Genomic DNA, 25940 nt, shown 5'->3' on the forward strand with positions numbered 1-25940 from the left:
AGGAAGGGGAAGAAGGGGCGACCCGCTCAACCAGCCTGGGGGTCACTGGGAGCGGGCCGCCGAGTACTAGCTTAGGTAATAAGTGGGGAGTTCGCTCCCCGGGGTCTTCAACGAACACCGATTACTTCTTCACAGAGTGAGCTCGCAACCGGTGAGGAAGCACGTTCAGGATCATGAAAGCCCTCGTCACGGGCACCTCGATCGCCGAATGGGTACCGCTGAACGGGACGCGCAGCGTGACGAACGTCGCTCCGGCCAGGGGCTCCTCTTCGGTCGCTGCGCGGTGCCCGAAAGAGACACGAGGGGCCCCCGCTGGTTCGCGGAGGCCCCTCGAGGCGCCAGGTGGTTCGGAAAGGTCACGCCAGGGCGGTCGCCAGGGGCGTGTGCGGCAGGCCGTGCGCGGTGGCGACGGGCTCGTTGGTGAGGGCGCCGTCATGGGTGTTGAGGCCCTTGGCGAGCGACGCGTCGGCGTTCAGGGCCGCGTGCCAGCCGCGCTCGGCGAGCTGCACGGCGTAGGGCAGCGTCACGTTGGTGAGACCGTAGGTCGAGGTCCGCGGGACCGCGCCCGGCATGTTGGCGACGCAGTAGAAAACCGACTCGTGGACGCGGTAGGTCGGGTCGTCGTGCGTGGTCGGGCGAGAGTCGGCGAAGCAGCCACCCTGGTCGATGGCGATGTCGACGAGCACCGAGCCCGGCTTCATGCGCGAGACGAGGTCGTTGGAGACCAGCTTCGGGGCCTTCGCGCCCGGCACCAGCACGGCGCCGATCACGAGGTCGGCCTCCAGCACGGACTCCTCGACCGACAGGCGGTTGGAGGTGACCGTGCGGATGCGGCCGCCGAAGTCGTTGTCGATCTGGCGCAGGCGGTCGACGTTCGTGTCCAGGATCTCGACATCCGAGCCCAGGCCCAGCGCCACGCGGGCGGCGTTGATGCCCGCGACTCCGCCGCCGATCACCACGACCCGCGCCGGGTGCACACCAGGAATGCCGCCGGGCAGCACGCCGCGGCCGCCGCTCGGCTTCATCAGGGAGTACGCGCCCACCTGCGGCGCCAGCCGGCCGGCGACCTCGGACATCGGCGCGAGCAGGGGCAGCGCGCCGGTGGCCGTCTGCACCGTCTCGTACGCGATCGCCGTGGTGCCCGCCGCCAGCAGGGCGTCGGTCAGGGGCCGGTCGGCCGCGATGTGGAGGTAGGTGAACAGCACCAGGTCCTTGCGCAGCCGGGGGTATTCCGCGGCGATGGGCTCCTTCACTTTGAGCACCACCTCGCCCTCGGCCCACGTCTCGTCGGCGGTGGCGAGCACCTTCGCGCCGGCGGCCACGTACTCCTCGTCGCTGATCGACGAACCCACCCCGGCGCCGGTCTCGACGAACACGTCGTGACCACGCCCCACCAGCTCGTGCACGCCGGCCGGCGTCAGGGCGACCCGGTACTCGTGCTTCTTGATCTCACGGGGAACGGCGATACGCACGGCGGCCTCCTGCGGCGGGTTGGTTCGAGGTGCTGCCACTCACGGTGATGCACCCGGACGGCGGTGTCATCATGCGCGCGGAACAGTTCTTTCGCCATTTCATGGTGCCACGGGCACAAATAGCTTGACCTCGACCGCGCTCGAGGTTGTTGGCTGTCGCACCTGGTCATGGAGGAGGGCGTGCATGCGTGCGGTGTGGTTGAGGGAGTTCGGCGGACCCGAGGTGCTGGTGGCGGGGGAGGCGCCCGATCCGGTCCCGGGGCCGGGGCAGGTGCTGGTCGAGGTGGCGTTCGTGAACGTGACGTTCGTGGAGACGCAGTTCCGGGCGTCGGGCTTCGGGCCTTCCGCGGCGGAGCTGCCGATGATCCCCGGCAACGGCGTCGGCGGCGTGATCAGCAAGGTCGGCGACGGCGTCGACCTTGCGCTTGTGGGCCGGCGGGTGGTGACGTCGACCGGCGGCAGCGGCGGCTACGCCCAGCGCGCGGTGGTCGACGCGGCCCTGGTCTTCCCGGTGCCCGACGCGCTTTCGCTCGACGCCGCGGTCGCGTTGCTCGCCGACGGCCGGACGGCCACCGGGCTCGTCCACACCGCCGCAGTGGCGCCGGGCGACCGCGTGCTCGTCGAGGCCGCCGCCGGTGGCGTCGGCAGCCTGCTGGTACAGCTCGCGAAGGCGGCCGGCGCTATCGTCGTCGCGGCGGCCGGCAGCGCTGAAAAACTCGCGCGCGCCCGGGAACTCGGCGCGGACGTGGCGGTGGACTACACGGCTGCCGACTGGGCTTCGGTGGTCGGACCGCTCGACGTGGTCTTCGACGGGGTGGGCGGCTCCATCGGGACCACCGCGTTTTCCTTGCTGCGTCCCGGCGGCCGCATGGCGGTGTACGGACTCGCGAGCGGCACGTGGGCAGAAGTGTCCGAAGAGGACGCTCGCGCTCGCGGCGTCACGGTGATCCGCTCCCTCGGCGACGCGGCCGCGCTGCGTGCCTTCACGGTGTCCGCCCTCGACGCGGCTTCGTCCGGCCATCTCACTCCTGTGATCGGGCAACGGTTTCCCCTCGCAGCGGCCGCCGACGCGCACGCGGCGATGGAAGCGCGCGGCACTTTCGGCAAGACGCTGCTGGTCGCATGACACCCTTCGACGTCGACGAGTTCCTCGCGCAGCCGCTCACCGCACGCGTCGCCACGAACGGCCCCACCGTGCGCCCGACCTGGTACCTCTGGGAGGACCACACGTTCTGGATCCTCAGCGGCCCGTGGTCCCGCCTGCCCGCCCACGTCCGCGCTTCGCCACGGCTCGCCTTGACGGTCGACGTTTGCGATCTCGCGACCGGCCTGGTGCGCCAGGTCGTCGCGAGCGGTCCCGCGGCGGTCGTGGCGTTCGACGTCCCGCGCGGGCGGCGGAAGCTGGCGCGGTACCTGGGGTCTGACGAGCAGCGGTGGGACCCGCGGTTCCAGGCCTACCTGAACGAGGCCGAGCGCGGCACGGTCTGGGTTCGTCTGGCGCCGGAAACCCTTCGTGCGAAAGACCTTTCGTACGAAGTCAGCTCCACCGCAGAGCCACCAGCTGCGTAAGCAAAGCCAACCGCACATCAGGATCATCCAGATCGAGCGGCACAAGATCCAGCAGACGTTTCATCCGGTACCGCAACGTGTTCGGGTGGATGCGCAGCTCCGCGGCGGCCGCGCGGGGGTCGCCGGGGTGGCGGAGCCATTCGTAGAGCGTGTCGACGTACCCGGCTTTCGTGGTTTCGTCGTGGGCGCGCAGCAGGCCGAGCGGGCCCAGGTCCGCGACGCGCGCGGTGGCAGAGCCCGTGGCGGCGCGGTGCAGCACCAGCGAAGTCCAGGCGTCCTCGTACGCGACGACGCGTCCCTCGACCAAGCCGGCGCGCAGCAGGCCCAGTGCTTCGTCGGCCTGCGTGCGAGAAGTAGCCAACGCGGAGACGGCCACGGGGGCGCCGGCGGCGGCGCGGGGGACACCGCCGCGGCGGGAGGCGGGTTGCGCGGCCAGTGCGTCGCGCAGTTCGGCCCAGGCGCCGCCGTCGGGGACCACCGCGTAGAGCAGGCCGCCGAGTTCAGTGGCGACGGGGCGGCGGCCGATGCCCTGGGAGATGCGTTCGAGCAGCGCCAGGCGCAGGCCCTCGGCGTCGCGGCCGTCGCCGCCGGTGACCTCGATCGCGACGACGCGGTGGGGCTCGTCGGACAGGTCCAGCTCGGCCACCACGCGTCGCTGGCCGGGGTGGCCTTCGAGGACGGCCCGCAGCAGTTCGGCCGACGCGCGGCGCTGCGCGTCCGTGTGTGCGCGGCGCCGAAGCAGGTGCAGCGCGACCACCGGCGCCGCGTCGGCGAAGGCGGCCGCGCGTTCCTCGGAAACCGGCCCCGCGACGACGGCCCACATCGACCCCAGCAGCTCGCCGCCCATCCGGATGGGCACGATCAGCCGTGGCAGCGTGCCGTCGCGCTGGGCGGGCACGAAGATCGTCTGCCGTCCGCGCGAGAGCTCGCGGAACACGCCGCGCGAACGGAACCGCGCGAGCACGTCGTCGGGGATCCGGCGGCCCATGATCGTGGCGACGCGCGCGGGGTCGGTGAGGTCCTGGCGCGCGGAGTAGGCGAGCACGCGCGAGTTCGTGTCCTCGATGGTCACGGGCGCGTCGACCACGGACGCCACCGCGTCGGCGAGCCGGAACAGATCGCCTGAGCCGGGGTCGCCGCCGTCTTCGAGGGACTCCGATTCGTCGCCGAGCGCGTCGAGGACCGTGCGCAGCAGCCACACGAGCTGGGCCCACGACGTCGCCGAGTGGACCTGGATGAGCGCTATTCCGGCGGATTTCGCCGCGCGACGAACGGTGGGTTTGGCCGCCAGCGGTGGTTTCAGCAGGACCGCGGCGGCGCCCTGCGCGGCGCTCACGCGCAGCAGTTCGGCCGCGTCCGCCGGATCCACGGTGGCGACGCCCAGCACGAGGTCGCCCGCCGCGATGCCCGCGGGCACACCGGGCTCGGCGATCACCACGTCGCCCGCCGCCGGGCAGTCGTCGGGCAGCTGGAGCGCGTGGAGCAACGTCGGCCCCACCCGGTCGACCACGCTGCGTACCGAGACCACGTGATACATCCTCGCCGAGACGCGTTCGCGGCGCTCGGCGCGGGTAGCCTTCGACGGAACCGGGCAGCCCCCGGAGAGGATGACGATGGCCATCGTGGGTGTGGGCAAGGTCGTCGTCGGCGTCGAGGACCAGGCGCGGGCGAAGGCGTTCTGGGCGGACACCGTCGGGTTCACCGTGACCACCGACGTGCCCTACGACGACCAGGGCAACCGCTGGGTCGAGGTCACCGCGCCCGACGGCACGATCCTGGTGCTGAGCGCGGCGCCGGAGGACCGGTGGCACTTCGAGGGCCGCGACGAGCTGCCGACGTCGAACGTCTTCTTCCACGCCGACGACATCGTGAAAACCTGCCGAGAGCGGTCGGAGCGAGGCGTGGATTTCCCCGCGAAGCCCCAGCGGCAGCCGTGGGGCTGGTGGGCGTTGTTCACCGACTCCGAGGGCAACCGGTTCGCGCTGCAACAGCGTGACTGAGTCCGTTATGGACGGTCACCCGAACGGCCGCGCGCGGGCACCCGCTCGGGTGATCGACTTGCACGGTAGGTTGGTGGAGTACTCCCAGCCCGTGGGAAACCTTGGGTGGGCCGTTCAGGGGAGCTAGCTTCGTCCGAGGAGCCGATCCCTTTGAGCCGCAAGGAGAAACTCATGCCGGAAGACACCTCGGCCTGGTCCTTCGAGACCAAGCAGATCCACGCCGGCGCGGCACCGGACCCCGCGACGGGCGCCCGCGCGACGCCGATCTACCAGACCACGTCGTACGTCTTCCGCGACACGCAGCACGGTGCAGACCTGTTCAGCCTGGCCGAGCCCGGCAACATCTACACGCGCATCATGAACCCGACGCAGGACGTGCTGGAGCAGCGCCTGGCCGCGCTCGAAGGCGGCGTCGCGGCGCTCGCGTTCGCCTCCGGCTCGGCGGCCACTACCGCGGCGATCCTCACGCTGGCCGGTGCGGGTGACCACTTCGTGTCCAGCCCGTCGCTGTATGGCGGCACCTACAACCTTTTCCACTACACGCTCCCGAAGCTCGGCATCGAGGTCACGTTCGTCGACGACCAGGACGACCCCGAGCAGTGGCGCGCGGCCGTGCGGCCCAACACGAAGGCGTTCTTCGCCGAGACACTGGCCAACCCGGGCAGCAACGTGCTCGACATCCGCACCGTCGCCGACGTCGCCCACGAGGCCGGCGTACCGCTGATCGTCGACAACACCGTGCCCACGCCGTTCCTGCTGCGCCCGATCGAGCACGGCGCCGACGTCGTCGTGCACTCGGCCACGAAGTACCTCGGCGGCCACGGCACCACGGTGGCGGGCGTGCTCGTGGACGGCGGCACGTTCGACTTCGGCAAGGACCCGTCGCGCTTCCCGGGCTTCTCCGAGCCGGACCCGAGCTACCACGGTCTCAAGTACTGGGAAGCTCTCGGCCCCGGCGCGTACGCGGCGAAGGCGCGCGTGCAGATCCTGCGTGACACTGGCGCGGCCATCTCGCCGCTCAACAGCTTCCTGATCCTGCAGGGCATCGAGACGCTGTCGCTGCGGCTCGAGCGCCACGTCGCGAACGCGCAAGCGCTTGCGGAGTGGCTGGAGCAGCGCGACGAGGTCGAGACCGTTTACTACGCCGGTCTCCCGTCGAGCAAGTTCTACGCGGCCGCGCAGAAGTACCTGCCGCGCGGCGCGGGCGCGGTGCTGTCGTTCGACCTGCGCGGCGGCGTCGAGGCCGGCCGCAAGTTCGTGGACGGCACGGAACTGCACAGCCAGCTCGTGAACATCGGCGACGTGCGCAGCCTGATCGTGCACCCGGCGTCGACCACGCACAGCCAGCTCAGCCCGGAGGAGCAGCTCACGAGCGGCGTCACGCCGGGCCTGGTTCGGCTTGCCGTGGGGCTCGAGGGCATCGAGGACCTCAAGGCCGACCTCGAGGCGGGCTTCCGCGCCGCCAAGGCGGAACTGTGACGGATTCCGGTGCGCATCCCCTGCCTGCCACCGGTGCGTGGCGGGCAGGGGACCCACCCGGCAGGCGGCAGTGGTTCACCGGTCCCGGCGCGCTGTCGCTGGAGGCCGGTGGGTCGCTGCCGTCCTACACCCTCGCGTACGAGACGTGGGGCACGCTCAATTCCGACGGTTCCAACGCGGTCCTCGTCGAGCACGCCCTGACCGGCGACAGTCACCTCGCCGGCCCCGCCGAGCCCGGCCACCCCGGCGCGGGCTGGTGGGACGGCCTCGTCGGGCCCGGCAAGGCGCTGGACACGGACTCGCTGTTCGTGGTGGCGCCCAACGTGCTCGGCGGCTGCCAGGGCTCCACGGGCCCGTCGTCCCCCGATCCCGAGGGGCGGGTTTACGGCAGCCGCTTCCCGGCCGTCACCGTGCGGGACCAGGTGGCGACCGAAGCGGCGCTCGCCGACGCGCTCGGCATCGACCGCTGGGCCGGCGTCGTCGGTGGCTCGATGGGTGGCATGCGGGCCCTCGAATGGGCGGTAACTTTGCCCGATCGGGTGGCGTCCGTCCTGGTTCTCGCTTCGACGGCCCGCGCGTCGGCCGAGCAGATCGCCTGGGCCGCGCCACAGCTGCACGCCATCCGCTCCGACCCGGGCTGGCACGGCGGTGACTACTACTCGCTGGCGCCGGGCGAGGGCCCGCACGCCGGCCTCGGCGTCGCCCGCCGGATCGCCCACGTGACCTACCGCAGCGAACCCGAACTGGCGCAACGCTTCGACCGCCGGCCGCAGGGTTCGGAGGACCCGCTTCGCCGCGGCCGCTTCGCCGTGGAGTCCTATTTGGACCACCACGCCGACAAGCTGGTGCGCCGCTTCGACGCGGGCTCCTACGTGGTCCTCACGGAGTCCATGAACACCCACGACGTGGGCCGTGACCGCGGCGGGGTGGGTTCGGCTCTGTCGCGGGTCCGGGCGCGGACCGTGGTCGCGGGGGTGGACAGTGACCGGCTTTATCCGCTGTACCAGTCGGTGGAGATCGCTGAAGGCGTCGGTGGTGAGGCGGCGGTGGTTTCGTCACCGTATGGGCATGATTCGTTTTTGATCGAGACCGGGCAGATCGCGGCTTTGGTGAAGTCCTTGCTGGGTTGACCGGGCGTGGGGCGGTGATCCGAGGCACGCTGGGGCGGTGGACGACGACTTCACCTCACGCTTGGAGATCACCTACGGTCCGGCTGGACTGGTCGGCCCGGTTGGCTCGGCTGATCCGGTTGGCTTCGCCGGTGGGCTCGGCGCCGAGCCTGGCCCGCCGATCTTCCTGGACCTGCACCCGATCCTGCGCGACTTCGCCCACTCCAGCCGTGCCCAGCCCAAGTTGTTCACAGCACTCTTTAGTGGATGCAATGCGGCCCCTCGATGAGCCGAGGTCGCCTGCACCGCACGCCGCCGCGGCGAACAAGCCGCGCGCCGGTGAGCCGGGCATCCTCAGCGAGCCGCGAAACGCAGTCGATCAGACCGACAGCAAAAACGCACAACCCGGGGAACCGGACACCCCGACTCCGACCGCAGCCGATCACCGCAACCACAACAAGAAAGGGGCGCCCCACCATGAACTGCTCCCCTGTTGTTGGACTGGCTAATTGAAAGTTTAGGCCGCGGGGGCCTGGGCCCGGTGTTGCACCGGGCTCAGGCCCTTGAGCTTGGTGGAGATGCGGTCGGTGTTGTACCAGTGGATGTAGTCGTGCAGTGCCTGTTCCAGCGCGGTGGTGGTGGGGTAGTGGGTGTGGTGGAACGCTTCTTCTTTGAGGTGTCCGAAGAAGTTCTCGATCACGGCGTTGTCGTGGCAGTTGCCCTTGCGCGACATTGACTGGGTCGCGCCGGCATCGGCCAGCAGACGTCGCCATGAGGGATGTTGATATTGGAATCCCTGGTCGGAGTGCACCAGCGGGGCCTCGTTCGGGCCGAGAGCGCCCAGCGCTGTCTGCAGGGAGCTGGTGGTCAGCGTCAGGTTCGGTGAGGCCCCGATCGAGTAGGCGATGATCTGCCGGTCGAACAGGTCCATGATCGGTGACAGGTAGAGCTTGTCCTCGCCGACGCGGAACTCGGTCACGTCGGTGACCCACTTCTGGTTCGGCGCTTCGGCGGTGAAGTTCCGCTCCAGCAGGTTCGGGGCGGTCCGGCCTAGGTCACCTTGATACGAGACATAGCGCCTTCTCCTGCGAACTCGGCAGACCAGCCCTAGCTGCCGCATCAGCCTCAGCACTGTCTTCTTCGCGACCTGCCAGCCGGCCCTGACCAGCGCGTGGTGAACGCGGCGATGCCCGTAACGGGCGTGGCTGCGGGCGAACACGTCCGTGATCGCGGCCTTCAGCTCGGCACGTGGGTCAGGCCCGGCCAGACGGGCCTGGTGATAGAAGAACGTCGACCGGGCCAGCCCAGCGACCTGCAGCAGCACCTCCAGGCGATGCTCGGCCTTGAGAGACACGACAGCACAGACCTTCACTGTCGTTCCTGTGCCCTCAAGGCCCGCACTTTTCCCAAGTAGGCGACCTCGGCTCGCAGGCGCTCGTTCTCTCGCCGCAACCGCTGCAGCTCAGTCGCTTCACCCGGGGACGCTTCAGGTTTCGGGCGCCTGCCCCGCGGTTTCGGACGCAGCCCGTCCTCACCCTCGTTGCGATAGACGCGCGCCCAGGTCTCGATCAGCTTCGGCGAGGACAGTCCGAACTCGCGAGCCAGATCAAGCTTGGACTCGCCAGCCAGGAACCGGCACACCACCCCGAGCTTGAACTCGAACGCGAACGAACGCTTAGACGGCTTCGCCACCAGCGCCCCACCTCCACGCACCCGCCATCGATCATGCAACCGGTGGACAGCAGACGCGCTCACCCCCAACCGCTTCGCGACCGCACCCCACGACCACTCGGCCTCGAACAACCCTACCGCCGCGGCACGCTGCCGCTCCGACAACAAACTCCGCCCATGCATACAACCACTCCCCGGAAGATCGGAACTGGAAACCCAGTCCAACTTCCGGGGAGCAGTTCACCAAGGGACGCCCCTTCCGTATCACCAAAAACCGCTGATCAGCCGATCGCCGACGTCAACGGGTTGTAGTACCCGCCACGCTGCCCGGCCGCCGTCGGGTGGTAGGACTCGTCCACCGGCCAGGTGAGGCTGTGGAGGTAGTCGCTGGCCGACGAGCAGATGTTGTGCCCCACGAAAGCCGAGCGCACGTCCACGAACTGGGCGCCCGCGGCCGCGGCGCGCGAAGCCAGCACCGAGGCCAGTGTGTCCGCGCCGGAGTTGATCGCGGAGCGCTTCGTGTCGCTCAGGCCGACGCTGCAAGAGCCCGGCACGGTGTAGAAGCGCGGGTACGACAGCACCACGAGCTTCGCGTTGGGCGCCTTGGACTTCACGGCGCGGTAGACGTTGTCGAGCAGGCCCGGGAGGGTGTTCTGCACGTAGGTCTTGGCGGTGTTGACCCGGGCGGTGCAGGTCGAGTCGCTGTTGAGGGTGCAGGTGGTGATCACGTCGGTGAAGCCCGCGTCGTTGCCGCCCACGGTCAGGGTGACCAGGGAAGCGCCCGAGGGCATCGAGTTGATCTGGTTGAGCACGTCGCCGGTCTTCGCGCCCGAGCACGCGAGGAAGGTGAACGACGTGCCGGCGTGGGCGTTGGCCCACAGTTGGCCGTAGGCGTTGGCGCTGCGTTTGCAGCTGCCCGAGCTGCCGTAGCTCCCGGCGCCCACTCCGGAGGAGTAGGAGTCGCCGAGCGCGACGTAGCTGGTGGCGGCGTTGGCGGTGCTCACCAGGCCGAGTGAAGCGAGAACAGCGACCCCCAGGGCCGCACACATCCGGAGGAACGTACGTGAGGTGGGACGAGCGGCTTCAGCCATGGTCACTCCAGTCGTGACGGTTCGACGAGAAGAACAAATACCAGGTGGAATCCCCACCCGGCACCCCAGAAATCCCAGGTGACCCCACTTGGCTCACGCACTAAGTAGGGCCGGAAGTTAGCGGTCGCTAACCCGCCGCCCTACTATGAGCGGATGCCGGCGAACCTCACCCCACTCGTGAACGGCGAGAAGGCGAACAGGCGTGAACAGATCATGGCCGCGGCCGCCGAGCTGTTCGCCCACCACGGCTTCCACGGTGTCGGGATCGACGACATCGGCGCGGCCGTCGGCATCTCGGGCCCGGCGCTGTACCGCCACTTCCGCAGCAAGGACGCCATCCTCGGCGAGATGCTGAACTCGATCAGCCACTACCTGCTCGAAGGCGGCACCGACCGCGCCGAGACGGGCGGCACGCCGCTCGAGCTCCTCGAAGCGCTGGTGCGCTTCCACGTCGGCTTCGCGCTCGATCACCCGGCGCTGATCACCGTGCAGGAGCGCAACCTCGCGAACCTCACCGACAGTGACCGCAAGCAGGTGCGCGCGCTTCAGCGGCAGTACGTCGAGGTGTGGGTGCGCGCGATCCGCGACGCGATCCCCGGCCTCGAAGAGCGCGAAGCTCGCTCGGCGGCACACGCCGTGTTCGGCTTGATCAACTCGACGCCGTACAACCGCCATCTCGGTGACGCAGAGCTGTCCGAGCTGCTGTGCCGGCTCGCTCTGGGCGCACTTTCCGCAGCGGGCTGATCACCCGGATTCGGGGTATCCCCACGGAAGCCGGTGCTGGTGTTTGATAGGCACGTGACCCCGGACCGGAGCGAGGACGAGCAGCGGCTCGTGGAGAAGGCGCAGCGCGCGCTCGTCGCCATCAGCCTCGGCGAGGACGCCGAGGCGCTCGAAGAGGTCACCCCGTCGTCCGACGAGCCGCAGGCGCGCTCGGACGAGACGAAGGAGCTCATGCTGCTGCTGTTCGGCGAGTGCAGCGCCATGGTGTCCACGCTCGGTGACGGCGGCACGGCCCCTGTGAAGGTCCAGGTCTTCGACGAGGACGGCGAAGAGGTCTCCATCGATCAGGCCGACCCACCCGTGCGCACCGCGGTGCGCACGCTGCTCGCCGAGGTGCACGGCAACACCGCCGCCGCGCGCGAGCAGGTGGAGATCGCGTTGGCCAACGCCGCGCCCAACGAGGTCGACAGCCTCGTGCTGCAAGCGCTGCGCTGGACGATCCGGCTGTCGGTCGAATGCCTCGACCGCGATCTCCCCGTCGCCGACTGGATCTCCGACGCCGTCACCGACTGAGTCGCGGGTCCCGGACAAACGCCCGCCGCGCTGGCAGGATCACGGCCATGGAACGCGTGCTCGGCATCGGCGGCTACTTCATCCGCGCTGCGGACCCGGCGGCTCTGGGCGCCTGGTACCGCGACTGCCTCGGCCTCGACGCCGACGACAACGGGGTGTGGCAGCAACAACCCGGCCCCACCGTCTTCGCGCCGTTCGAGACCGGCACCGACTACTTCGGCTCGAAGTCGCAGCAGACCATGCTCAACTTCCGCGTCCGCGATCTCGACGCCATGCTCGCCCAGCTGCGCGACAAGGGCGCCGAAGTGGCCGAGGAAACGCAGGAGATGGACGGCGTCGGCCGCTTCGGCTGGGTTACCGACCCTGAGGGCAACCGCATCGAGCTGTGGCAGTCGGCCTGACGCCGGTCACGGATAGCGGGAGACAGCCAAGGATGACGACGTCCGGAACCTCGACCGTCGCTGTGGTCGGCCCGGGAGCGATCGGGACGACCATCGCGGCCGCACTCCACCAGGTCGGCCGCACGCCCCGGCTGTACGGCCGCACCGCTCGTGACCGGCTCGAGCTGCACGCACCGGCAGGTCACCTCGTGGTGCCAGGCCCCGTCCAGGTCGACGTCACCCAGGACGTGACCCCGGTCGACCTCGTTTTCCTGGCAGTCAAGGCGACACAGGTCGAGGCGGCAGCGCCCTGGCTGGCCCCGCTGTGCCGAGCGGACACGATCGTCTGCGTTCTCCAGAACGGGGTCGAGCAGGAAACCGTCGTCGCGGAACACACCCGCCTCGGCCGGGTGCTGCCCAGTGTCGTGTGGTTCCCGGCGCAGACCCGGGCCGACGGGTCGGTGTGGCTGCGCGCCCAGGCCCGCCTGACGGTGCCGGACACCGAGCCGGGCCGTGCGGTGTCCGAGGCGCTGGCCGGGAGCTTGTGCACCGTCGAGGCGGCGGCCGATTTCCGCTCGTTGGCCTGGCGCAAGCTCATGCAGAACGCGCTCGCGGGGCTCATGGCCCTCACCGGTCGGCGGGCCGGCATGTTCGCGCGGGCCGACATCGCCGAGCTCGGGCTCGCCTACCTGCGGGAGTGTCTCGCCGTGGCCCGGGCCGAGGGCGCCGACCTCGATGATGAGGTGCCCCGGGAAATCATCGACACGTTCCGGGCCTATCCGGCGGACATGGGCACGTCGATTCTGGCCGATCGGGAAGCCGGCCGGCCGCTCGAATGGGACGTCCGCAACGGGGTCGTGCTGCGCCGCGGGCGCCACCACGGCATCCCGACACCCGTCAACGACGTCGTGGTTCCCCTGCTCGCAGCCACCGGCGACGGGCCGGGATGACGGGGGTGTGAGCCCCCGGACCCTGGCTGGACACTCCGGTTAGCGGTCGCTAACATCTGAAGGTGAGTTAACGACCGCTAACGTCTTGGATCACGGACGTCTTGGATCACCAACGTCTCGACGGGGAGTCATGGACACGCCGGTACTGAGCAGTTCCGCGGATCCGCGCAGCGACGCGTTCGCCCGCAGCGTCACCTCGCACGGCGAGCTCGTCGAGGACCTTCGCAAGCGCCTGGACGCCGCCCGCCTCGGCGGGCCCGAGAAGTCCCGTGTCCGGCACGTCGAACGCGGCAAGCTGCTGCCGCGCGACCGCGTCGACACGTTGCTGGACCCAGGTTCGCCGTTCCTTGAGCTCTCGCCGCTCGCGGCCAACGGCCTCTACGACGACGAGGCGCCGAGCGCCGGGATCATCACCGGCGTCGGGCGAGTCTCCGGGCGTGAGTGCGTGATCGTGGCCAACGACGCCACCGTCAAAGGCGGCACGTACTACCCGCTCACGGTCAAGAAGCACCTGCGCGCCCAGGAAGTGGCGCTGCACAACAACCTCCCGTGCATCTACCTCGTCGACTCCGGCGGCGCGTTCCTGCCGCGCCAGGACGACGTGTTCCCCGACCGAGAGCACTTCGGGCGCATCTTCTACAACCAGGCCACCATGTCCGCGCGCGGCATCCCGCAGATCGCCGCCGTGCTCGGCTCGTGCACGGCGGGTGGCGCGTACGTGCCGGCCATGAGCGACGAAGCGGTGATCGTCCGCAACCAGGGCACGATCTTCCTCGGCGGCCCGCCGCTGGTGAAGGCCGCGACGGGTGAGGTCGTCACGGCCGAAGAGCTGGGCGGCGGCGACGTGCACTCCCGCCAGTCCGGCGTCACCGACCACCTCGCCGACGACGACGCCCACGCGCTGCGCATCGTCCGCGACATCGTCTCCACGCTCGGCCCGCGCACGCCGCGGCCGTGGGACGTGCGGCCCGTCGAGGAGCCGGCGGCAGACCCGCGCGAGCTCTACGGTGTGGTGCCCACGGATTCGCGCACCCCGTACGACGTGCGCGAGGTGATCGCCCGCATGGTCGACGGCAGCCGGTTCTCCGAGTTCAAGAAGGAATACGGCGCCACGCTCGTCACCGGCTTCGCGCACATCCACGGCCACCCGGTGGGCATCATCGCCAACAACGGCGTGCTGTTCGCCGAGTCGGCCATGAAGGGCGCGCACTTCATCGAACTGTGCGACCGCCGCTCGATTCCCCTGGTGTTCCTGCAGAACATCACCGGCTTCATGGTCGGCAAGGCCTACGAGGCCGGCGGCATCGCGAAGCACGGCGCGAAAATGGTCACGGCCGTCGCGTGCGCGCGGGTGCCGAAGTTCACCGTGATCATCGGCGGCTCGTTCGGCGCCGGCAACTACTCGATGTGCGGCCGGGCGTACTCGCCGCGGTTCCTGTGGATGTGGCCCAACGCGCGGATCTCGGTGATGGGCGGCGAGCAGGCGGCTTCGGTGCTTTCGACGGTCCGTCGCGACGCGATCGAGGCGCGCGGCGGCGAGTGGTCGGCCGAGGACGAGGACGCGTTCAAGGCGCCGATCCGCGACCAGTACGAGCACCAGGGCAGCCCGTACTACTCCACCGCACGGCTGTGGGACGACGGCGTGATCGACCCGGCGGACACCCGCACGGTGCTCGGGCTCGCGCTGTCGGCCGCGGCCAACGCGCCCCTGCCCGAGGTCAACTACGGCGTTTTCCGGATGTGATGAGCGTGTCTGACGGTTCTTTGTTCACCACGGTCCTGGTCGCCAACCGCGGCGAGATCGCGGTCCGCGTGATCCGCTCGCTGCGGGAGCTGGGCATCCGCTCGGTCGCGGTCTACAGCGACGCGGACGCCGACGCCAAGCACGTGCGCGAGGCCGACACCGCGGTGCGCCTCGGCCCGGCCGAGGCGGCGAAAAGCTATTTGTCGATACCGGCCATCGTCGCCGCGGCCCAGGTGACGGGCGCGCAGGCCGTGCACCCGGGTTACGGCTTCCTCGCCGAGAACGCCGCGTTCGCGCGTGCCTGTGAAGAGGCCGGTCTGGTGTTCATCGGCCCGCCCGTCGCCGCGATCGAGCAGATGGGCGACAAGATCCGGGCCAAGGCCACGGTGTCCGCGGCCGGCGTGCCCGTCGTCCCCGGAGTGTCCGATCTGGACATTCCCGAGGGCGGATTCGTCGAGGCGGTGGCCGGGGTGGGTTACCCGGTGCTGCTGAAGCCGTCCGCGGGCGGTGGCGGCAAGGGCATGCGGCTCGTGCACGAGGAGTCGGAGCTCGCCGCCGCGATCGAGTCGGCGCGCCGCGAGGCCCGGGGTTCGTTCGGCGACGACACACTGCTGGTGGAGCGGTTCGTCACCACGCCGCGCCACATCGAGATCCAGGTGCTGGCCGACAAGCACGGCAACGTCCTGCACCTCGGCGAACGCGAGTGCAGCCTGCAGCGGCGGCACCAGAAGATCATCGAAGAGGCCCCGTCGGTGCTGCTCGACGAGGCCACACGCCAGAAGATGGGCGCCGCCGCGGCCGAGGCCGCGCGGTCCGTGGGCTACGTCGGCGCGGGCACCGTCGAGTTCATCATGTCGGCGCACGACGCGGACGAGTTCTTCTTCATGGAGATGAACACGCGGCTGCAGGTGGAGCACCCCGTCACGGAGATGGTGACCGGACTCGACCTCGTGGCGTGGCAGGTCCGCGTGGCCGCCGGTGAGCCGCTGACGGTGAAGCAGGAGGACGTGCGTCTCGAAGGCCACGCCGTCGAAGCCCGCGTGTACGCGGAGGATCCCGCGCGCGGCTTCATTCCGACCGGCGGAACGGTGCTCGCCGTGCACGAGCCGTCGGGCGACGGCGTGCGCGTGGACTCGTGGATGACCGAGGGCGCGGTGGTCGGGTCGAACTACGACCCGATGCTGGCCAAGGTGATCGCTTACGGCCCCGACCGCACCGCGGCGTTGCGCAAGCTCGACCGCGCGTTGGCGGACACCGCGTTGCTGGGGCTGGGTACGAACATCGCGTTCCTGCGCAGCCTGCTCGCCGACGAGGACGTGCGCGCCGGTCGCCTCGACACGGAGCTGGTGGACCGGCGGCTTTCGTCGCTGGTGTCGTCGGAGGTGCCCGAAGGGTTCTTCGTGGCGGCGGCGCTCGACCGGTTGCTTTCGTTGCAGCCCCAGGGTTCCGTGGTGGATCCGTGGGACGTGCCCAGCGGGTGGCGCATCGGCGGCGGAGGCGGCGTCACGTTCCGCCTGCGCGTCGGTGAGGTCCAGGCTGTGGTGCGAGTGACGGGGCCCGTTTTCAAGGCCACCGTGCAGGTCGACGACGCCGAGCCGGTGCGGGCTTCAGCGAGCCGTGTCGGCGACGTGCTGGAAGTTCGACGCGACAGCGGGATCGAGCGCTACCGTCGCGCTGACGGTCCACAACGGACGGTCTGGCTCGCGCGCGACGGCTTCGGTTTCGCGTTCGCGGATCAGGAAGTGCGGCTGGCGGCGCGTGGTGAAGCCGCGGGCGCCGGGCCGGTGAAGAGCCCGATGCCGGGCACGGTCCTGGTGGTCAAGGTCGCCCAGGGCGACGTGGTCGCGGCCGGCACACCGTTGCTGGTCGTGGAAGCGATGAAGATGGAACACACCGTGACCGCGCCGATCGACGGCGTGGTGAGCGAGCTTTCGGCGCGCGCGGGCCAGCAGGTGGCGTTGGACGAAACCCTGGCCGTGGTGAGCCCGAGCGAGGAGCAACGATGATCGACTTCCGGCTGGACGAAGAGTACGAGGCGCTGCGCAAGACGGTCGAGGACTTCGCGCACAACGAGGTCGCGCCGGTGATCGGGCCGATGTACGAGAAGGAACAGTTCCCGTACGACCTCGTCGCCAAGATGGGCGAGATGGGCCTGTTCGGCCTGCCGTTCGCCGAGGAGTTCGGCGGCATGGGCGGCGACTACTTCGCGCTGTGCCTGGCCCTGGAGGAGCTGGCGCGCGTCGACTCGTCGGTCGCGATCACGCTGGAGGCCGGCGTTTCCCTCGGCGCGATGCCGATCTACCGCTTCGGCACGCAGGAGCAGAAGGAAACCTGGCTGCCCGCCCTGTGCTCGGGCGAGGCCCTCGGCGGCTTCGGCCTCACAGAACCGGGCGGCGGTTCGGACGCCGGAGCCACGCGCACCCGGGCCAAGCTCGACGGCGACCAGTGGGTGATCAACGGCAGCAAGGCGTTCATCACCAACTCCGGCACCGACATCACGCGGCTGGTCACCGTCACGGCGGTCACCGACGTGATGGAGAACGGCCGCAAGGAGATCTCCGCGATCCTCGTGCCCTCGGGCACACCGGGCTTCGCCGTGGCGCCCAAGTACTCCAAGGTCGGCTGGAACTGCTCGGACACGCACGAGCTGTCCTTTGCCGACGTTCGCGTGCCGGCGGAGAACCTCGTCGGCATCCGCGGCCGCGGCTACGCGCAGTTCCTGTCCATTCTGGACGAAGGCCGGGTCGCGATCGCCGCCTTGAGCGTGGGTCTGGCCCAGGGCTGCGTCGACGAGTGCCTCAAGTACGCGAAGGATCGCGTCGCCTTCGGCCACCGGATCGGCGAGTACCAGGCGATCCAGTTCAAGATCGCCGACATGGAGGTGCGCACCCACACCGCGCGCCTCGCGTATTACCAGGCGGCGTCGAAGATGCTGCGCGGTGAACCCTTCAAGAAGGAAGCGTCCATCGCGAAGCTCGTCGCCTCCGACGCCGCCATGGACAACGCTCGCGACGCCACCCAGATCTACGGCGGCTACGGCTTCATGAACGAATACCCGGTCAGCCGCTTCTACCGCGACGCGAAGATCCTGGAGATCGGCGAGGGGACGAGCGAGGTGCAGCGGATGCTCATCGCTCGCCACCTCGGCGTCGCGGGCTAATACGTCAGCTCGCGGTCAGCACGAAGAACAGGAAGCTCGGGCTGATCGTGAGCAGACGGTAGTCCTCGGGCCACAGCTCGCGGGCGGCCGGCGCGGGCATGGGTTCGCTGATCACGGAGATCTCGAAGCCCGCCGCGGTGAAGGCGGCGGTCATCGCGTGCAGCGGCCGCATCCAGAACGACATCGGGATGGTCTGGCTGCCGAACGTCCACTCTTCGGTCCAGTTGTACGTCTCGAAGTAGTTGGTCTTGATGCCTTCCATGCGCTGCAAGGCGTGGATCGCGAAGGGGTGGTCGACCGAGATCAGCAGGCGTCCGCCCGGTTTGAGGATGCGCTTCAGCTCGGTGAGCGACGGGCCCCAGTCCTCCAGGTAGTGCAGCACGAGGGACGCGATGACGTCGTCGAACGCGTTGTCGGTGTAGGGCAACGGTTCGGCCAGATCGGCGACGCGCAGGTCGGCTTCGGGCCCGAGCCGGCGGCGGGCCAGCTCCAGCATGCCGGCGCTGAGGTCGAACCCGGACATGATCGCGCCGCGATCGCGCAGCACCTCGGACAGCGGGCCGGCGCCGCAGCCGGCGTCGAGGATCCGTTTTCCGGCGACGTCGCCGGCGAGCTCCAGCATTGCGGGCTGCTCGTAGTAGGCGTTCTGGATGCCGCTCTCGTTCTGGGCGGCGTACGCCTCGGCGAAGCTGTTGTAGTCGTTGGCCGGCAGTGTCTGATTGTCCGGTTTCATGCGATCGATCATGGCAGAAAACGCCGGACTGCCGGTTGATCCCCTTTCACCATAACCCGGGTGGCAAGCCGGAAACATCGGCCCGCGGGGCGATGTTTCGGCGCCGCCGAATGATTACTGTGGTCGGCATGCCTGAGGAACACGCACTGAACGTCGGCCCGTCCGGAATCGAGCTGGCGTACGAACGCTTCGGTGACCCCGGAATGCCGCCGGTCGTGCTGATCATGGGCGGTGGCGCGCAGATGATCAACTGGCCTGAGGAGTTCTGCCGGGAACTGGTGGACCGCGGCCTGTACGTTATCCGCTTCGACAACCGCGATTCCGGCCGGTCCACGCATTTCGACGACGCGCCCGTGCCGGATTTCGCTGCCGTTCTCGCGGGGGATTTCGCGACGGCGTCCTACACGCTGTCTGACCTCGCGGGTGACACGGTCGGGCTGCTTGATCTGCTGGGGCTGGAGAGCGCACACCTCGTCGGAGCGTCGCTCGGCGGGATGATCGCGCAGATGGTCGCCATCGAGCACCCCGATCGGGTGCGGACGCTGACGTCCATCATGTCCACGACCGGCGCCCCGGGTGTGGGCGCGCCCGACCCGTCGATCTTGGCCGAGATGGGACAACCGCCGAACGAGCGGGAGGCGTTCGTCGCGTGGCAGGTGCGAGCGTCGCGGATCACCGGGTCGCCGGGGTTCGACTTCGACGAAGCTGCCGTCGCCGAGCGAGCGCGGCGGACGTTCGACCGGGGCTACCCCGCACTGGGCATGCCGCGGCAAGCCGTCGCCGTGGTGGCGTCGGGCGACCGCACGGACCGGCTGCGGCGGCTGGACGTGCCCACCCTGGTCATCCACGGCGACGCCGACCGCATGTGCGACCTCAGCGGCGGCCGGGCAACGTCGGACGCGATTCCCGGGGCCGAGCTCGTGGTGGTGCCCGGCATGGGGCACAGCCTGCCGCGCGAGTTGTGGGCGGACTTCGCGACGCGGATCGCGGCGCTGGTCAAGACACGATGACCGCGGCCAGCTCTCGAGGCGCGGTGCGCTGCGCGAAGTGCTGCTGACCGTCCAGCACGCGCACCTCCGCACCCAGCGGGGCGGCGTAGCGACGCACCCCGTCGGCCATCCGGGCCGGGCTGGCGCCACCCAGGACGAACCGGGTCGGCACGGAGACCTCGGGCAACCCCGCCTCGACGATCGCCGCGTCGTACGCAGTGGTGTGCGCGAGCGCGAGATCTTCCTGCCACTGCGGGGTTTCCCGCATCGACGCGACCACGTCGGCAGGCATGCCCACAGCGTCCGCGCGGAACAAGGCCAGCGCGACATGGAGATCACCGGCGTCGACCAGCGCCCGCAGCGGTCGCGCGACTCCCGCCGTGGCCACAGAAGGCGTGCTCGGACGCGACCACCCGCCGCACCACGTCCGGCCGCACCGCCGCCGCCCGCAACGCCAGCAGCGCCCCCGACGAATGCCAGGCCAGCACCACGTCACCGCCGGCCGCGACCGCCGTGGCGACGACATCGGCGACCTTGTCCGCGGCCTCCGACCCGGCCCGGTCGCCGCTGGCCCCACGTCCGCTGGCTGCTCGTGCACTGCGCCACGGTGAGTCCCGCGCCCGGGCTGACCGGATGCCCCGTGGCCGATCCGGTGGCCGAGGACCTGCAACTCGGCGACGGCTGGCTGCTCGTGCGTCCTGACGGTTACATCGCCGCCCGCGGTACGAACGGGAGCCCGGTGCGCTTCGGGTACGCCGGCGGTTAGTCGATCGCCACTTCCGCCTCGATCTCCACCGGAATGCCGAACGGCAGCTCGGCGAGGCCGACCGCCGAGCGCGCGTGGTCACCCGCGTCCGCGCCCCACAGCTGCACGATGAGGTCGGAAAAACCGTTGACCACGGCGGGAGTGCGGGCGAACCCGGGCGTGGTGTTGACCATGCCGAACACCCGCAGCCACGCCGTGACACGGTCGAGGTCGCCGAGCGCGCGCTTCAGCGAGGTGAGCACCGCGAGCGCGGTCAGGCGGGCGGCCGCATACGCCTGTTCCTCGGTGACCTCGGCGCCGACCTTGCCGAACGGGCCGGCGAGGGACCCGTCGGGTAGCAGCGGACCGTGGCCTGAAACGAAAGCGCGGTCCCGGAAGACGCGGACCCACGGAAACGAGAGCGTGACGCCGGGCGGCGGGTTCATCGGCTCCGGCAACTGCAGGCCGAGCTCGGCCAGGCGGTTTTCGATGTGCACGACGGGAGCCTACGGGCCGGGATAGTAATACCGGTATAGTTATCCGCATGGTGGAGCTGAAGACCGTGACCGAGCTCGCGGTGATGCGGGAGGCGGGCCGCGTGGTGGCCCAGGCGCTGGCGGCTGTGCGGGAGGCCGCGGACATCGGCGTTTCGCTGGCCGAGCTGGACGCCGTCGCCGCTCAGGTGATGGCCGACGCCGGCGCGAAGCCGTCGTTCCTCGGCTACCACCCGAACTGGGCGCCGACGCCGTACCCGGGCGTGATCTGCGCCAGCGTCAACGACGCCGTCGTCCACGGCATCCCCGGCCGCTACCGCCTGCGCGACGGCGACCTGCTGAGCATCGACTGCGGCGCGTCCGTCGACGGCTGGCACGGCGACGCCGCGGTGAGCTTCGTTGTCGGCGCAGCGGACCCGGCCGACCTCGCCTTGATCGCCGCGACGGAAGCGGCGCTCGCGGCAGGCATCGCGGCCGCGCGGCCCGCCGCGAAGATGGGCGACATCTCGGCCGCCATCGCCGCGATCGGCCGCGCGTCGGGTTACGGCGTCACCGAAGACCACGGCGGCCACGGCATCGGCCGCGCGATGCACGAGGACCCGCCGGTGCCCAACGACGGCCGCCCCGGTCGCGGCCCGCGCCTACGGCCCGGCCTGGTCCTCGCCCTCGAGCCCATGTTCACCCGCGGCGGCCTCGACGACTACCGGCACGCCGACGACGGCTGGACCGTCCACACCACCGACGGCACCCGCGCGTCGCACTCGGAGCACACCGTCGCGATCACCGAGGCCGGGCCGCTGGTTCTGACACTGCCCTAGGGGTACAACGTCGAAGATGAGGACTTTCACGATCCGTCCAGGCGAACCCGGCGACTCCGACACGTTGCTGCGCTTCTTCGATGAGGCGGTCGAGTGGCTGGTGGCGCGCGGCGGCGAAGGTCAGTGGGGTGATCAGCCGTGGAGCGGCATTCCGCACCGGGCCTCGCGCGTGGCCGACATGGCGAAGGAGCCGGGTCTCGGCATCGCCGAGGTCGACGGTGAGCCGGCGGGGGCGTTGATCGTCCGCGAGGAATGCCCAAAGTACGTGCCGCCGGCCGGGGAGCGGGAGCTGTACATCGGGCTGCTCATCACGTCGCGTCGGTTCGCGGGTCACCGGGTCGGCGCGCGGCTGCTGGAGCACTCGCTGGAGGAGGCCCGGAAACGCGGCATCGGCCTCGTGCGCGTCGACTGCTGGGCCGGCGGCGACGGTGGGCTGCAGCGCTACTACGAGGGCCAGGGCTTCACGCCGACGGTCCGCTTCGACGTCGACGGCTGGATCGGTCAGGTCTTCGAGCGACGCCTCTGATCGGGGCAGTCGGCTGGCGCTCGGCGCCGCGCCGGGGCACGATATTGACACGACGCCAACAGTGCCCCGAAGCAAGAGGAGCCAGCCATGGCCAAGCAGCCGCGAACGCTGTCCGGGAAGGTCATCGTCATCACCGGTGGCGCACAGGGCATCGGGGCCGCAACGGCCACCGCGCTCAAGCGGCTCGGCGCGCGGGTCGTGCTGGGCGACCTCGACCACGTCCGCGCGGAGAAGACGGCCGGTGAGCTGGGGCCGGAGGCCGTCGCGCTGGCGCTGGACGTGACCGACACGAAAGCGTTCACCGAGTTCCTCGACGAGGTCGAGCGCCAGGTCGGGCCCATCGACGTGCTGATCAACAACGCCGGCATCATGCCGCTGGCGCCGCTCGACGAGGAGGACGACGCGGCGACGCGCCGGATGCTGGAGATCAATCTGCACGCGGTCATCCACGGCACGCGCGAAGCGGTGAAGCGGATGAAGCCGCGGCGGACCGGGCACATCGTGAACGTCGCTTCGATGGCCGGGAAGTCCGGGTTCCCCGGCGCGGCCACGTACTGCGCGACCAAGCACGCCGTGGTCGGGCTGTCGGAGGCGGTGCACCTCGAGCTGCGCGGTACGGGCGTGTCGGTGTCGTGCGTGATGCCGGCGGTGGTGCGCACGGAGCTGGCATCCGGGCTCGGCGAGGCGAAGTTCATCAAGTCCGTGGGGCCCGAAGACGTCGCGGCGGCGATCGCGGATGCCCTGAAATACCCGAAGTTCGATGTTTTCGTGCCGAAATCCCTGGATTTCACGGGCCGGATCACGCGGCTGTTCCCGCGTGCGTTCGGGGAATGGTTCGTGCGCGCTCTCGGCGGTGATCAGCTGCTGGCGTCGGCCGCGCATTCCCCGGCGCGGGCGGAATACGAGTCCCGCGCTGCTCAGAGCGCTCCGGCGGCCGAAGCGGGAAACTAGGGTTCCCGGTCACCGAACACTGTCCGAAATGGACGTGCTTGCCGGGTGCTTGCAAGTGTGGCGGTGTTGATGCCACCCCCGGCCACGGGCAAGATTGCCTCCGAGAGGTCGAGCTCAGGAGGCACACATGGTTTCACCCACGGCACGGCTGGCCGCAGCGGCGTCGAACGTCGTGGGGAAGGTGCTGCACGGCGGCGTCGCCGACCTGCGCCCCATGCCCCGGGTGCTCATCGACCAGGGCCCGAACCGCTCGCTGTACCGGATGACCCACAGTGGCGCGCCGGTGTCGGGGCCGCCGATCCTGCTCGTGCCGCCGCTGGCCGCACCCGCGCTGTGCTTCGACCTGCGCCGCGGCTGCAGCCTGATCGAGCACCTCGTGGAGGCCGGGCGCAACGTCTACCTCGTCGACTACGGCAACGTCGCGTTCTCCGACCGGCGCCTCGGCATCGAGCACTGGATCGACGAGGTGCTGCCGCGCGCGATCCGAAAGGTCAGTGAGGACGCGGGCGGCGAGGGCGTGCACCTGGTGTCGTGGTCGCTGGGCGGGATCTTCTCGCTGCTGGTGAACGCCGACCAGCCCGAGCTGCCGATCGAGTCCGTCACCGCCATCGCGTCGCCGGTCGACTTCGCGGCGATCCCGATCGTGGCGCCGTTCCGCCCGCTCGTCGACCTCACCGGCGGCCACCTGCTCACGCCGATCTACCGCGCGTTCGGCGGCGCACCGTCCTATTTGGTCACCCGCGTGTTCCGCGCGACGGGCATCAGCAAGGAGATCACGAAGCCCATCGCGATCCTCTCGCACCTCGACGACCGTGACTACCTCGCGCAGATCGAGGCCGTGGACCACTTCATGGACAACATGTACGCCTACCCGGGCCGCACGTTCGGGCAGCTCTACCACCGGCTCTTCCGCACCAACGATCTCGCCGAGGGCACCGTCGACCTCAACGGGCGCAAGATCAGCCTGTCGGACGTGAAGGCGCCGGTACTCGTCGTCGCGGGCGAGAACGACACGATCGCGCCGCAGGCTTCGGTGGAACGCGTGGTGCGACTGCTGGAAAACGCGCCGGAGGTGCGCTTCCGCACCGCGCCCGGCGGCCACCTCGGTGTGCTGACCGGGCGTAAAGCGCGGGGCACCACGTGGACTTATCTGGACGAATTCCTCGACGACCGCACTTGACGGCAAGCAAAGGGGCACCGGGCTGACCCGGTGCCCCTTTGCGTCGGCTCAGACCGCCGGCGCCTGACCGTTGCGGGCGGAGATCCAGTCACGCACGTCACGCTGTAGCAGACCGCGCAGGGCGAGGCCCGCGAAAACCAGCGGCAGCACGCCCGAAAAGCCGCTGCTGATCAGCGTCACGATGCCGTTGATGATGATCACGGCCTCCACCACGATGGCGGTCACGAACGCCCACTGCTTGCCTTGCGGGAGCACGATCGCGCAGGCGGCAAGAGCGATCGCCATCAGGATGTTGACCACCACGATCACCAGCAGCACCCCGGCGAAACCCCCGGCGGAGGCGCCCGCGACGGCTCCGATCAGGATTGAACCGAGCACGCTGAAGGCGACCTGGATCCACATGAAGATCCGCGCCTGTCCCAGGCCCTTGGGTGGGCCGTACTCCCCAGGATTCGTCATGCCGGGAAGGTTAAGGCAAACGGGTCGAAATCGATCGGCAGGAGATCAATCCGATATTCTGCTCGTAAGCCGCGAATTACTGGCGCGGTCGGTGAAAAACCCACTTCAGCTCTTGAGCGCGGTGAGTGCCTTTTCGAATGCGTCGAGGGCGCCGAGTGCGTCGCTGTAGCAGTTGGGCAGGAAGTAGACCGAGCCGTAGAGGTGGTTGGCCTTCGTGGCGGGCAGCGTGGTGAAAGCCGTCTGGTCGAACAGTTCCGGGCCGAGGTTGGCGGGCTTGTCGGCGTTGGTGGAGTAGTAGAAGATCGCGTCGGCGTCGCGCAGGTCTTCGATGAGCTCGTAGGAAACGGTCTGCTGCTGCACCGCTTTGGTCGACGCCGTGGCGAACTGCACGCCGGCGTCGGCGAGGATGGCGCCGATGGGGGATTTCGGGCCGTAGACCCAGAATTGGCCCTGGTCGAAGCCGCCCTGGATGATGTCCCAGTGGACGCGGGCGAGCACGTCGGCGTGGTCGCGCTTGATCGCGGCGGTGCGTTCGGTGTAGCGCTGCTGCAGGCCCTGCAGCGCGTTGCCGAGGCCGAGCGCTTCGGCACTCGCGTCGCTCATGTCGCGCCACGGCACCTTCGAGTTGTTGAACGGCAGGATCACCGTCGGGGCGATCTGCTTGAGCTGCTCGTAGGGCGGCTTGGCGCCGTCGATGCCGAGGATGAGGTCGGGCTTGAGCGTCGCGACCTTCTCCAGGTCGATCGAACCGCCGACGGTGCCCTTGGAGATTTTCGTGATCGGCCGCCACTTCTCCACGAACTGCGGCTCCACGTACTGCTCACCCGCGCTGTACACCCCGACCGGTGTCCGCCCGAGATCGAAGGCGGCGCCCATCGTGAAGCTGTCGAGCGTCACCACCCGCTGCGCCTGCTCGGGAACGTCCGCGGGACCGTTCACAGTGGACACCCGGCGCGTCTTGGCGGTGGCCGGCGCGGCCGACTGCGCGGAACAGGCGGGCAAAGCGAACAAAGCACCCACGCCGATCCCGCCGGCGAGGAAGCCTCGGCGGGTGATCGCGTCTTCGAGCGTGGTCGCGGCGGATCTCGGGCGCTCCAGGAGCATCGTCGTCATGCCGCGGATGT

General features: G+C 69.8%; 29 protein-coding genes. 19 read left to right on the forward strand and 10 right to left on the reverse strand.

Annotation, left to right across the window (positions count from 1 at the left end; genetic code table 11):
- Window positions 1-356 precede the first annotated feature (356 nt).
- Window positions 357-1472 (reverse strand): alanine dehydrogenase, encoded by a 1116-nt coding sequence (gene ald / locus ABZU76_RS03590; RefSeq protein WP_354864635.1) that lies wholly within the window; start codon window positions 1470-1472, stop codon window positions 357-359.
- A 184-nt stretch (window positions 1473-1656) separates the two neighbouring features.
- Here ald and ABZU76_RS03595 point away from each other — a divergent pair, with 184 nt between their 5' ends.
- Both ABZU76_RS03595 and ABZU76_RS03600 read left to right on the forward strand, forming a co-directional pair.
- Entirely contained in the window at window positions 1657-2598 is a 942-nt protein-coding gene (locus ABZU76_RS03595; RefSeq protein ID WP_354864637.1) for a zinc-binding dehydrogenase, read from the forward strand.
- Window positions 2595-3041 (forward strand): pyridoxamine 5'-phosphate oxidase family protein, encoded by a 447-nt coding sequence (locus tag ABZU76_RS03600; RefSeq protein ID WP_354864639.1) that lies wholly within the window; start codon window positions 2595-2597, stop codon window positions 3039-3041. Before ABZU76_RS03595 ends, ABZU76_RS03600 begins: the two co-directional genes overlap by 4 nt.
- Here the strand turns inward: ABZU76_RS03600 and ABZU76_RS03605 are convergent.
- Window positions 3010-4569: a helix-turn-helix domain-containing protein gene (locus ABZU76_RS03605; protein WP_354864773.1), complete on the reverse strand. Its 1560-nt coding sequence runs from the start codon at window positions 4567-4569 to the stop codon at window positions 3010-3012. The two genes, ABZU76_RS03600 and ABZU76_RS03605, sit on opposite strands and share 32 nt — an antisense overlap.
- Window positions 4570-4654: 85 nt before the next feature.
- Here ABZU76_RS03605 and ABZU76_RS03610 point away from each other — a divergent pair, with 85 nt between their 5' ends.
- The 4 genes from ABZU76_RS03610 (at window position 4655) to ABZU76_RS03625 (ending at window position 7918) form a co-directional block, all read left to right on the forward strand.
- Window positions 4655-5041 carry a VOC family protein gene (locus ABZU76_RS03610; RefSeq protein WP_354864641.1) on the forward strand — a complete coding sequence of 129 codons (387 nt, stop codon included), beginning with the start codon at window positions 4655-4657 and terminating at the stop codon, window positions 5039-5041.
- A gap of 171 nt (window positions 5042-5212) precedes the next feature.
- Window positions 5213-6520, forward strand: coding sequence for a bifunctional o-acetylhomoserine/o-acetylserine sulfhydrylase (locus ABZU76_RS03615; protein ID WP_354864643.1), 1308 nt, complete (start codon window positions 5213-5215; stop codon window positions 6518-6520).
- Window positions 6517-7650, forward strand: coding sequence for a homoserine O-acetyltransferase (locus ABZU76_RS03620; protein WP_354864645.1), 1134 nt, complete (start codon window positions 6517-6519; stop codon window positions 7648-7650). Before ABZU76_RS03615 ends, ABZU76_RS03620 begins: the two co-directional genes overlap by 4 nt.
- A gap of 37 nt (window positions 7651-7687) precedes the next feature.
- A complete protein-coding gene (locus ABZU76_RS03625) occupies window positions 7688-7918 on the forward strand; it encodes a hypothetical protein (RefSeq protein WP_354864647.1) in 231 nt (76 codons plus the stop codon).
- A gap of 228 nt (window positions 7919-8146) precedes the next feature.
- On the opposite strand, the gene ABZU76_RS03630 is transcribed toward ABZU76_RS03625, so the two are convergent.
- The 3 genes from ABZU76_RS03630 to ABZU76_RS03640 form a co-directional block, all read right to left on the reverse strand.
- The gene (locus ABZU76_RS03630) at window positions 8147-8953 is read right to left on the reverse strand and encodes an IS3 family transposase (protein WP_354864649.1); all 807 of its coding nucleotides are present in this window, start codon (window positions 8951-8953) and stop codon (window positions 8147-8149) included.
- A 44-nt stretch (window positions 8954-8997) separates the two neighbouring features.
- The gene (locus ABZU76_RS03635; protein WP_354864651.1) at window positions 8998-9465 is read right to left on the reverse strand and encodes a helix-turn-helix domain-containing protein; all 468 of its coding nucleotides are present in this window, start codon (window positions 9463-9465) and stop codon (window positions 8998-9000) included.
- Between the two features lie 116 nt (window positions 9466-9581).
- Window positions 9582-10349 (reverse strand): SGNH/GDSL hydrolase family protein, encoded by a 768-nt coding sequence (locus tag ABZU76_RS03640; protein ID WP_220243981.1) that lies wholly within the window; start codon window positions 10347-10349, stop codon window positions 9582-9584.
- Window positions 10350-10544: 195 nt separating this feature from the next.
- Between ABZU76_RS03640 and ABZU76_RS03645 the strand changes: the two genes are divergently transcribed.
- From ABZU76_RS03645 to ABZU76_RS03675, 7 genes are all read left to right on the forward strand, one after another.
- Complete coding sequence (locus ABZU76_RS03645; protein ID WP_220243980.1) at window positions 10545-11135, forward strand: TetR/AcrR family transcriptional regulator; 591 nt, start codon at window positions 10545-10547, stop codon at window positions 11133-11135.
- A 54-nt stretch (window positions 11136-11189) separates the two neighbouring features.
- Entirely contained in the window at window positions 11190-11687 is a 498-nt protein-coding gene (locus ABZU76_RS03650) for a hypothetical protein (RefSeq protein ID WP_354864654.1), read from the forward strand.
- Between the two features lie 47 nt (window positions 11688-11734).
- Window positions 11735-12088, forward strand: a complete 354-nt coding sequence (locus ABZU76_RS03655; protein WP_354864656.1) for a VOC family protein — start codon at window positions 11735-11737, stop codon at window positions 12086-12088.
- Between the two features lie 32 nt (window positions 12089-12120).
- Window positions 12121-13017 carry an oxidoreductase gene (locus tag ABZU76_RS03660; RefSeq protein WP_354864658.1) on the forward strand — a complete coding sequence of 299 codons (897 nt, stop codon included), beginning with the start codon at window positions 12121-12123 and terminating at the stop codon, window positions 13015-13017.
- Between the two features lie 130 nt (window positions 13018-13147).
- Window positions 13148-14761, forward strand: a complete 1614-nt coding sequence (locus tag ABZU76_RS03665) for a carboxyl transferase domain-containing protein (RefSeq protein WP_354864660.1) — start codon at window positions 13148-13150, stop codon at window positions 14759-14761.
- 20 nt (window positions 14762-14781) lie between these two features.
- Complete coding sequence (locus ABZU76_RS03670) at window positions 14782-16767, forward strand: acetyl-CoA carboxylase biotin carboxylase subunit (RefSeq protein WP_354864775.1); 1986 nt, start codon at window positions 14782-14784, stop codon at window positions 16765-16767.
- Window positions 16764-17921, forward strand: a complete 1158-nt coding sequence (locus tag ABZU76_RS03675; RefSeq protein ID WP_354864662.1) for an acyl-CoA dehydrogenase family protein — start codon at window positions 16764-16766, stop codon at window positions 17919-17921. The genes ABZU76_RS03670 and ABZU76_RS03675 overlap by 4 nt, the downstream gene beginning before the upstream one ends.
- A 4-nt stretch (window positions 17922-17925) precedes the next feature.
- On the opposite strand, the gene ABZU76_RS03680 is transcribed toward ABZU76_RS03675, so the two are convergent.
- Entirely contained in the window at window positions 17926-18654 is a 729-nt protein-coding gene (locus tag ABZU76_RS03680) for a class I SAM-dependent methyltransferase (protein ID WP_354864665.1), read from the reverse strand.
- Window positions 18655-18782: 128 nt separating this feature from the next.
- Between ABZU76_RS03680 and ABZU76_RS03685 the strand changes: the two genes are divergently transcribed.
- Window positions 18783-19664: an alpha/beta hydrolase gene (locus ABZU76_RS03685; protein WP_354864667.1), complete on the forward strand. Its 882-nt coding sequence runs from the start codon at window positions 18783-18785 to the stop codon at window positions 19662-19664.
- On the opposite strand, the gene ABZU76_RS03690 is transcribed toward ABZU76_RS03685, so the two are convergent.
- A complete protein-coding gene (locus ABZU76_RS03690; protein ID WP_354864669.1) occupies window positions 19651-20031 on the reverse strand; it encodes a hypothetical protein in 381 nt (126 codons plus the stop codon). The two genes, ABZU76_RS03685 and ABZU76_RS03690, sit on opposite strands and share 14 nt — an antisense overlap.
- A 252-nt stretch (window positions 20032-20283) precedes the next feature.
- Here ABZU76_RS03690 and ABZU76_RS03695 point away from each other — a divergent pair, with 252 nt between their 5' ends.
- Window positions 20284-20409 (forward strand): hypothetical protein, encoded by a 126-nt coding sequence (locus tag ABZU76_RS03695; protein ID WP_354864671.1) that lies wholly within the window; start codon window positions 20284-20286, stop codon window positions 20407-20409.
- On the opposite strand, the gene ABZU76_RS03700 is transcribed toward ABZU76_RS03695, so the two are convergent.
- Window positions 20406-20885, reverse strand: coding sequence for a RidA family protein (locus ABZU76_RS03700; RefSeq protein ID WP_354864673.1), 480 nt, complete (start codon window positions 20883-20885; stop codon window positions 20406-20408). The genes ABZU76_RS03695 and ABZU76_RS03700 overlap by 4 nt on opposite strands.
- A 47-nt stretch (window positions 20886-20932) precedes the next feature.
- Between ABZU76_RS03700 and map the strand changes: the two genes are divergently transcribed.
- The 4 genes from map (at window position 20933) to ABZU76_RS03720 (ending at window position 24357) form a co-directional block, all read left to right on the forward strand.
- On the forward strand, window positions 20933-21700 hold the full coding sequence (gene map / locus ABZU76_RS03705; RefSeq protein ID WP_354864675.1) for a type I methionyl aminopeptidase: 768 nt from the start codon (window positions 20933-20935) through the stop codon (window positions 21698-21700).
- A 16-nt stretch (window positions 21701-21716) separates the two neighbouring features.
- On the forward strand, window positions 21717-22226 hold the full coding sequence (locus ABZU76_RS03710; protein ID WP_354864677.1) for a GNAT family N-acetyltransferase: 510 nt from the start codon (window positions 21717-21719) through the stop codon (window positions 22224-22226).
- A gap of 87 nt (window positions 22227-22313) precedes the next feature.
- Window positions 22314-23177 (forward strand): SDR family oxidoreductase, encoded by an 864-nt coding sequence (locus tag ABZU76_RS03715; RefSeq protein ID WP_354864679.1) that lies wholly within the window; start codon window positions 22314-22316, stop codon window positions 23175-23177.
- A 127-nt stretch (window positions 23178-23304) separates the two neighbouring features.
- A complete protein-coding gene (locus ABZU76_RS03720; RefSeq protein WP_354864681.1) occupies window positions 23305-24357 on the forward strand; it encodes an alpha/beta fold hydrolase in 1053 nt (350 codons plus the stop codon).
- Between the two features lie 48 nt (window positions 24358-24405).
- On the opposite strand, the gene ABZU76_RS03725 is transcribed toward ABZU76_RS03720, so the two are convergent.
- Both ABZU76_RS03725 and ABZU76_RS03730 read right to left on the reverse strand, forming a co-directional pair.
- Window positions 24406-24816, reverse strand: coding sequence for a hypothetical protein (locus ABZU76_RS03725; protein WP_354864683.1), 411 nt, complete (start codon window positions 24814-24816; stop codon window positions 24406-24408).
- Between the two features lie 105 nt (window positions 24817-24921).
- Window positions 24922-25929, reverse strand: a complete 1008-nt coding sequence (locus tag ABZU76_RS03730; RefSeq protein WP_354864685.1) for an ABC transporter substrate-binding protein — start codon at window positions 25927-25929, stop codon at window positions 24922-24924.
- Window positions 25930-25940: the final 11 nt, after the last annotated feature.

Origin of the sequence: Amycolatopsis sp. NPDC005232 (genome assembly GCF_040607795.1) — a bacterium.
GTDB lineage: Bacteria > Actinomycetota > Actinomycetes > Mycobacteriales > Pseudonocardiaceae > Amycolatopsis.

Bases quoted from the DNA above. Each gene is read 5' to 3' on its own strand.
- ABZU76_RS03595 (WP_354864637.1), top strand. From the start codon at position 1,657: ATGCGTGCGGTGTGGTTGAGGGAGTTCGGCGGACCCGAGGTGCTGGTG.
- ABZU76_RS03600 (WP_354864639.1), top strand. From the start codon at position 2,595: ATGACACCCTTCGACGTCGACGAGTTCCTCGCGCAGCCGCTCACCGCA.
- ABZU76_RS03610 (WP_354864641.1), top strand. From the start codon at position 4,655: ATGGCCATCGTGGGTGTGGGCAAGGTCGTCGTCGGCGTCGAGGACCAG.
- ABZU76_RS03615 (WP_354864643.1), top strand. From the start codon at position 5,213: ATGCCGGAAGACACCTCGGCCTGGTCCTTCGAGACCAAGCAGATCCAC.
- ABZU76_RS03640 (WP_220243981.1), bottom strand. From the start codon at position 10,349: ATGTGTGCGGCCCTGGGGGTCGCTGTTCTCGCTTCACTCGGCCTGGTG.
- ABZU76_RS03645 (WP_220243980.1), top strand. From the start codon at position 10,545: ATGCCGGCGAACCTCACCCCACTCGTGAACGGCGAGAAGGCGAACAGG.
- ABZU76_RS03655 (WP_354864656.1), top strand. From the start codon at position 11,735: ATGGAACGCGTGCTCGGCATCGGCGGCTACTTCATCCGCGCTGCGGAC.
- ABZU76_RS03660 (WP_354864658.1), top strand. From the start codon at position 12,121: ATGACGACGTCCGGAACCTCGACCGTCGCTGTGGTCGGCCCGGGAGCG.
- ABZU76_RS03665 (WP_354864660.1), top strand. From the start codon at position 13,148: ATGGACACGCCGGTACTGAGCAGTTCCGCGGATCCGCGCAGCGACGCG.
- ABZU76_RS03675 (WP_354864662.1), top strand. From the start codon at position 16,764: ATGATCGACTTCCGGCTGGACGAAGAGTACGAGGCGCTGCGCAAGACG.
- ABZU76_RS03680 (WP_354864665.1), bottom strand. From the start codon at position 18,654: ATGAAACCGGACAATCAGACACTGCCGGCCAACGACTACAACAGCTTC.
- ABZU76_RS03685 (WP_354864667.1), top strand. From the start codon at position 18,783: ATGCCTGAGGAACACGCACTGAACGTCGGCCCGTCCGGAATCGAGCTG.
- map (WP_354864675.1), top strand. From the start codon at position 20,933: ATGGTGGAGCTGAAGACCGTGACCGAGCTCGCGGTGATGCGGGAGGCG.
- ABZU76_RS03710 (WP_354864677.1), top strand. From the start codon at position 21,717: ATGAGGACTTTCACGATCCGTCCAGGCGAACCCGGCGACTCCGACACG.
- ABZU76_RS03715 (WP_354864679.1), top strand. From the start codon at position 22,314: ATGGCCAAGCAGCCGCGAACGCTGTCCGGGAAGGTCATCGTCATCACC.
- ABZU76_RS03720 (WP_354864681.1), top strand. From the start codon at position 23,305: ATGGTTTCACCCACGGCACGGCTGGCCGCAGCGGCGTCGAACGTCGTG.
- ABZU76_RS03725 (WP_354864683.1), bottom strand. From the start codon at position 24,816: ATGACGAATCCTGGGGAGTACGGCCCACCCAAGGGCCTGGGACAGGCG.
- ABZU76_RS03730 (WP_354864685.1), bottom strand. From the start codon at position 25,929: ATGACGACGATGCTCCTGGAGCGCCCGAGATCCGCCGCGACCACGCTC.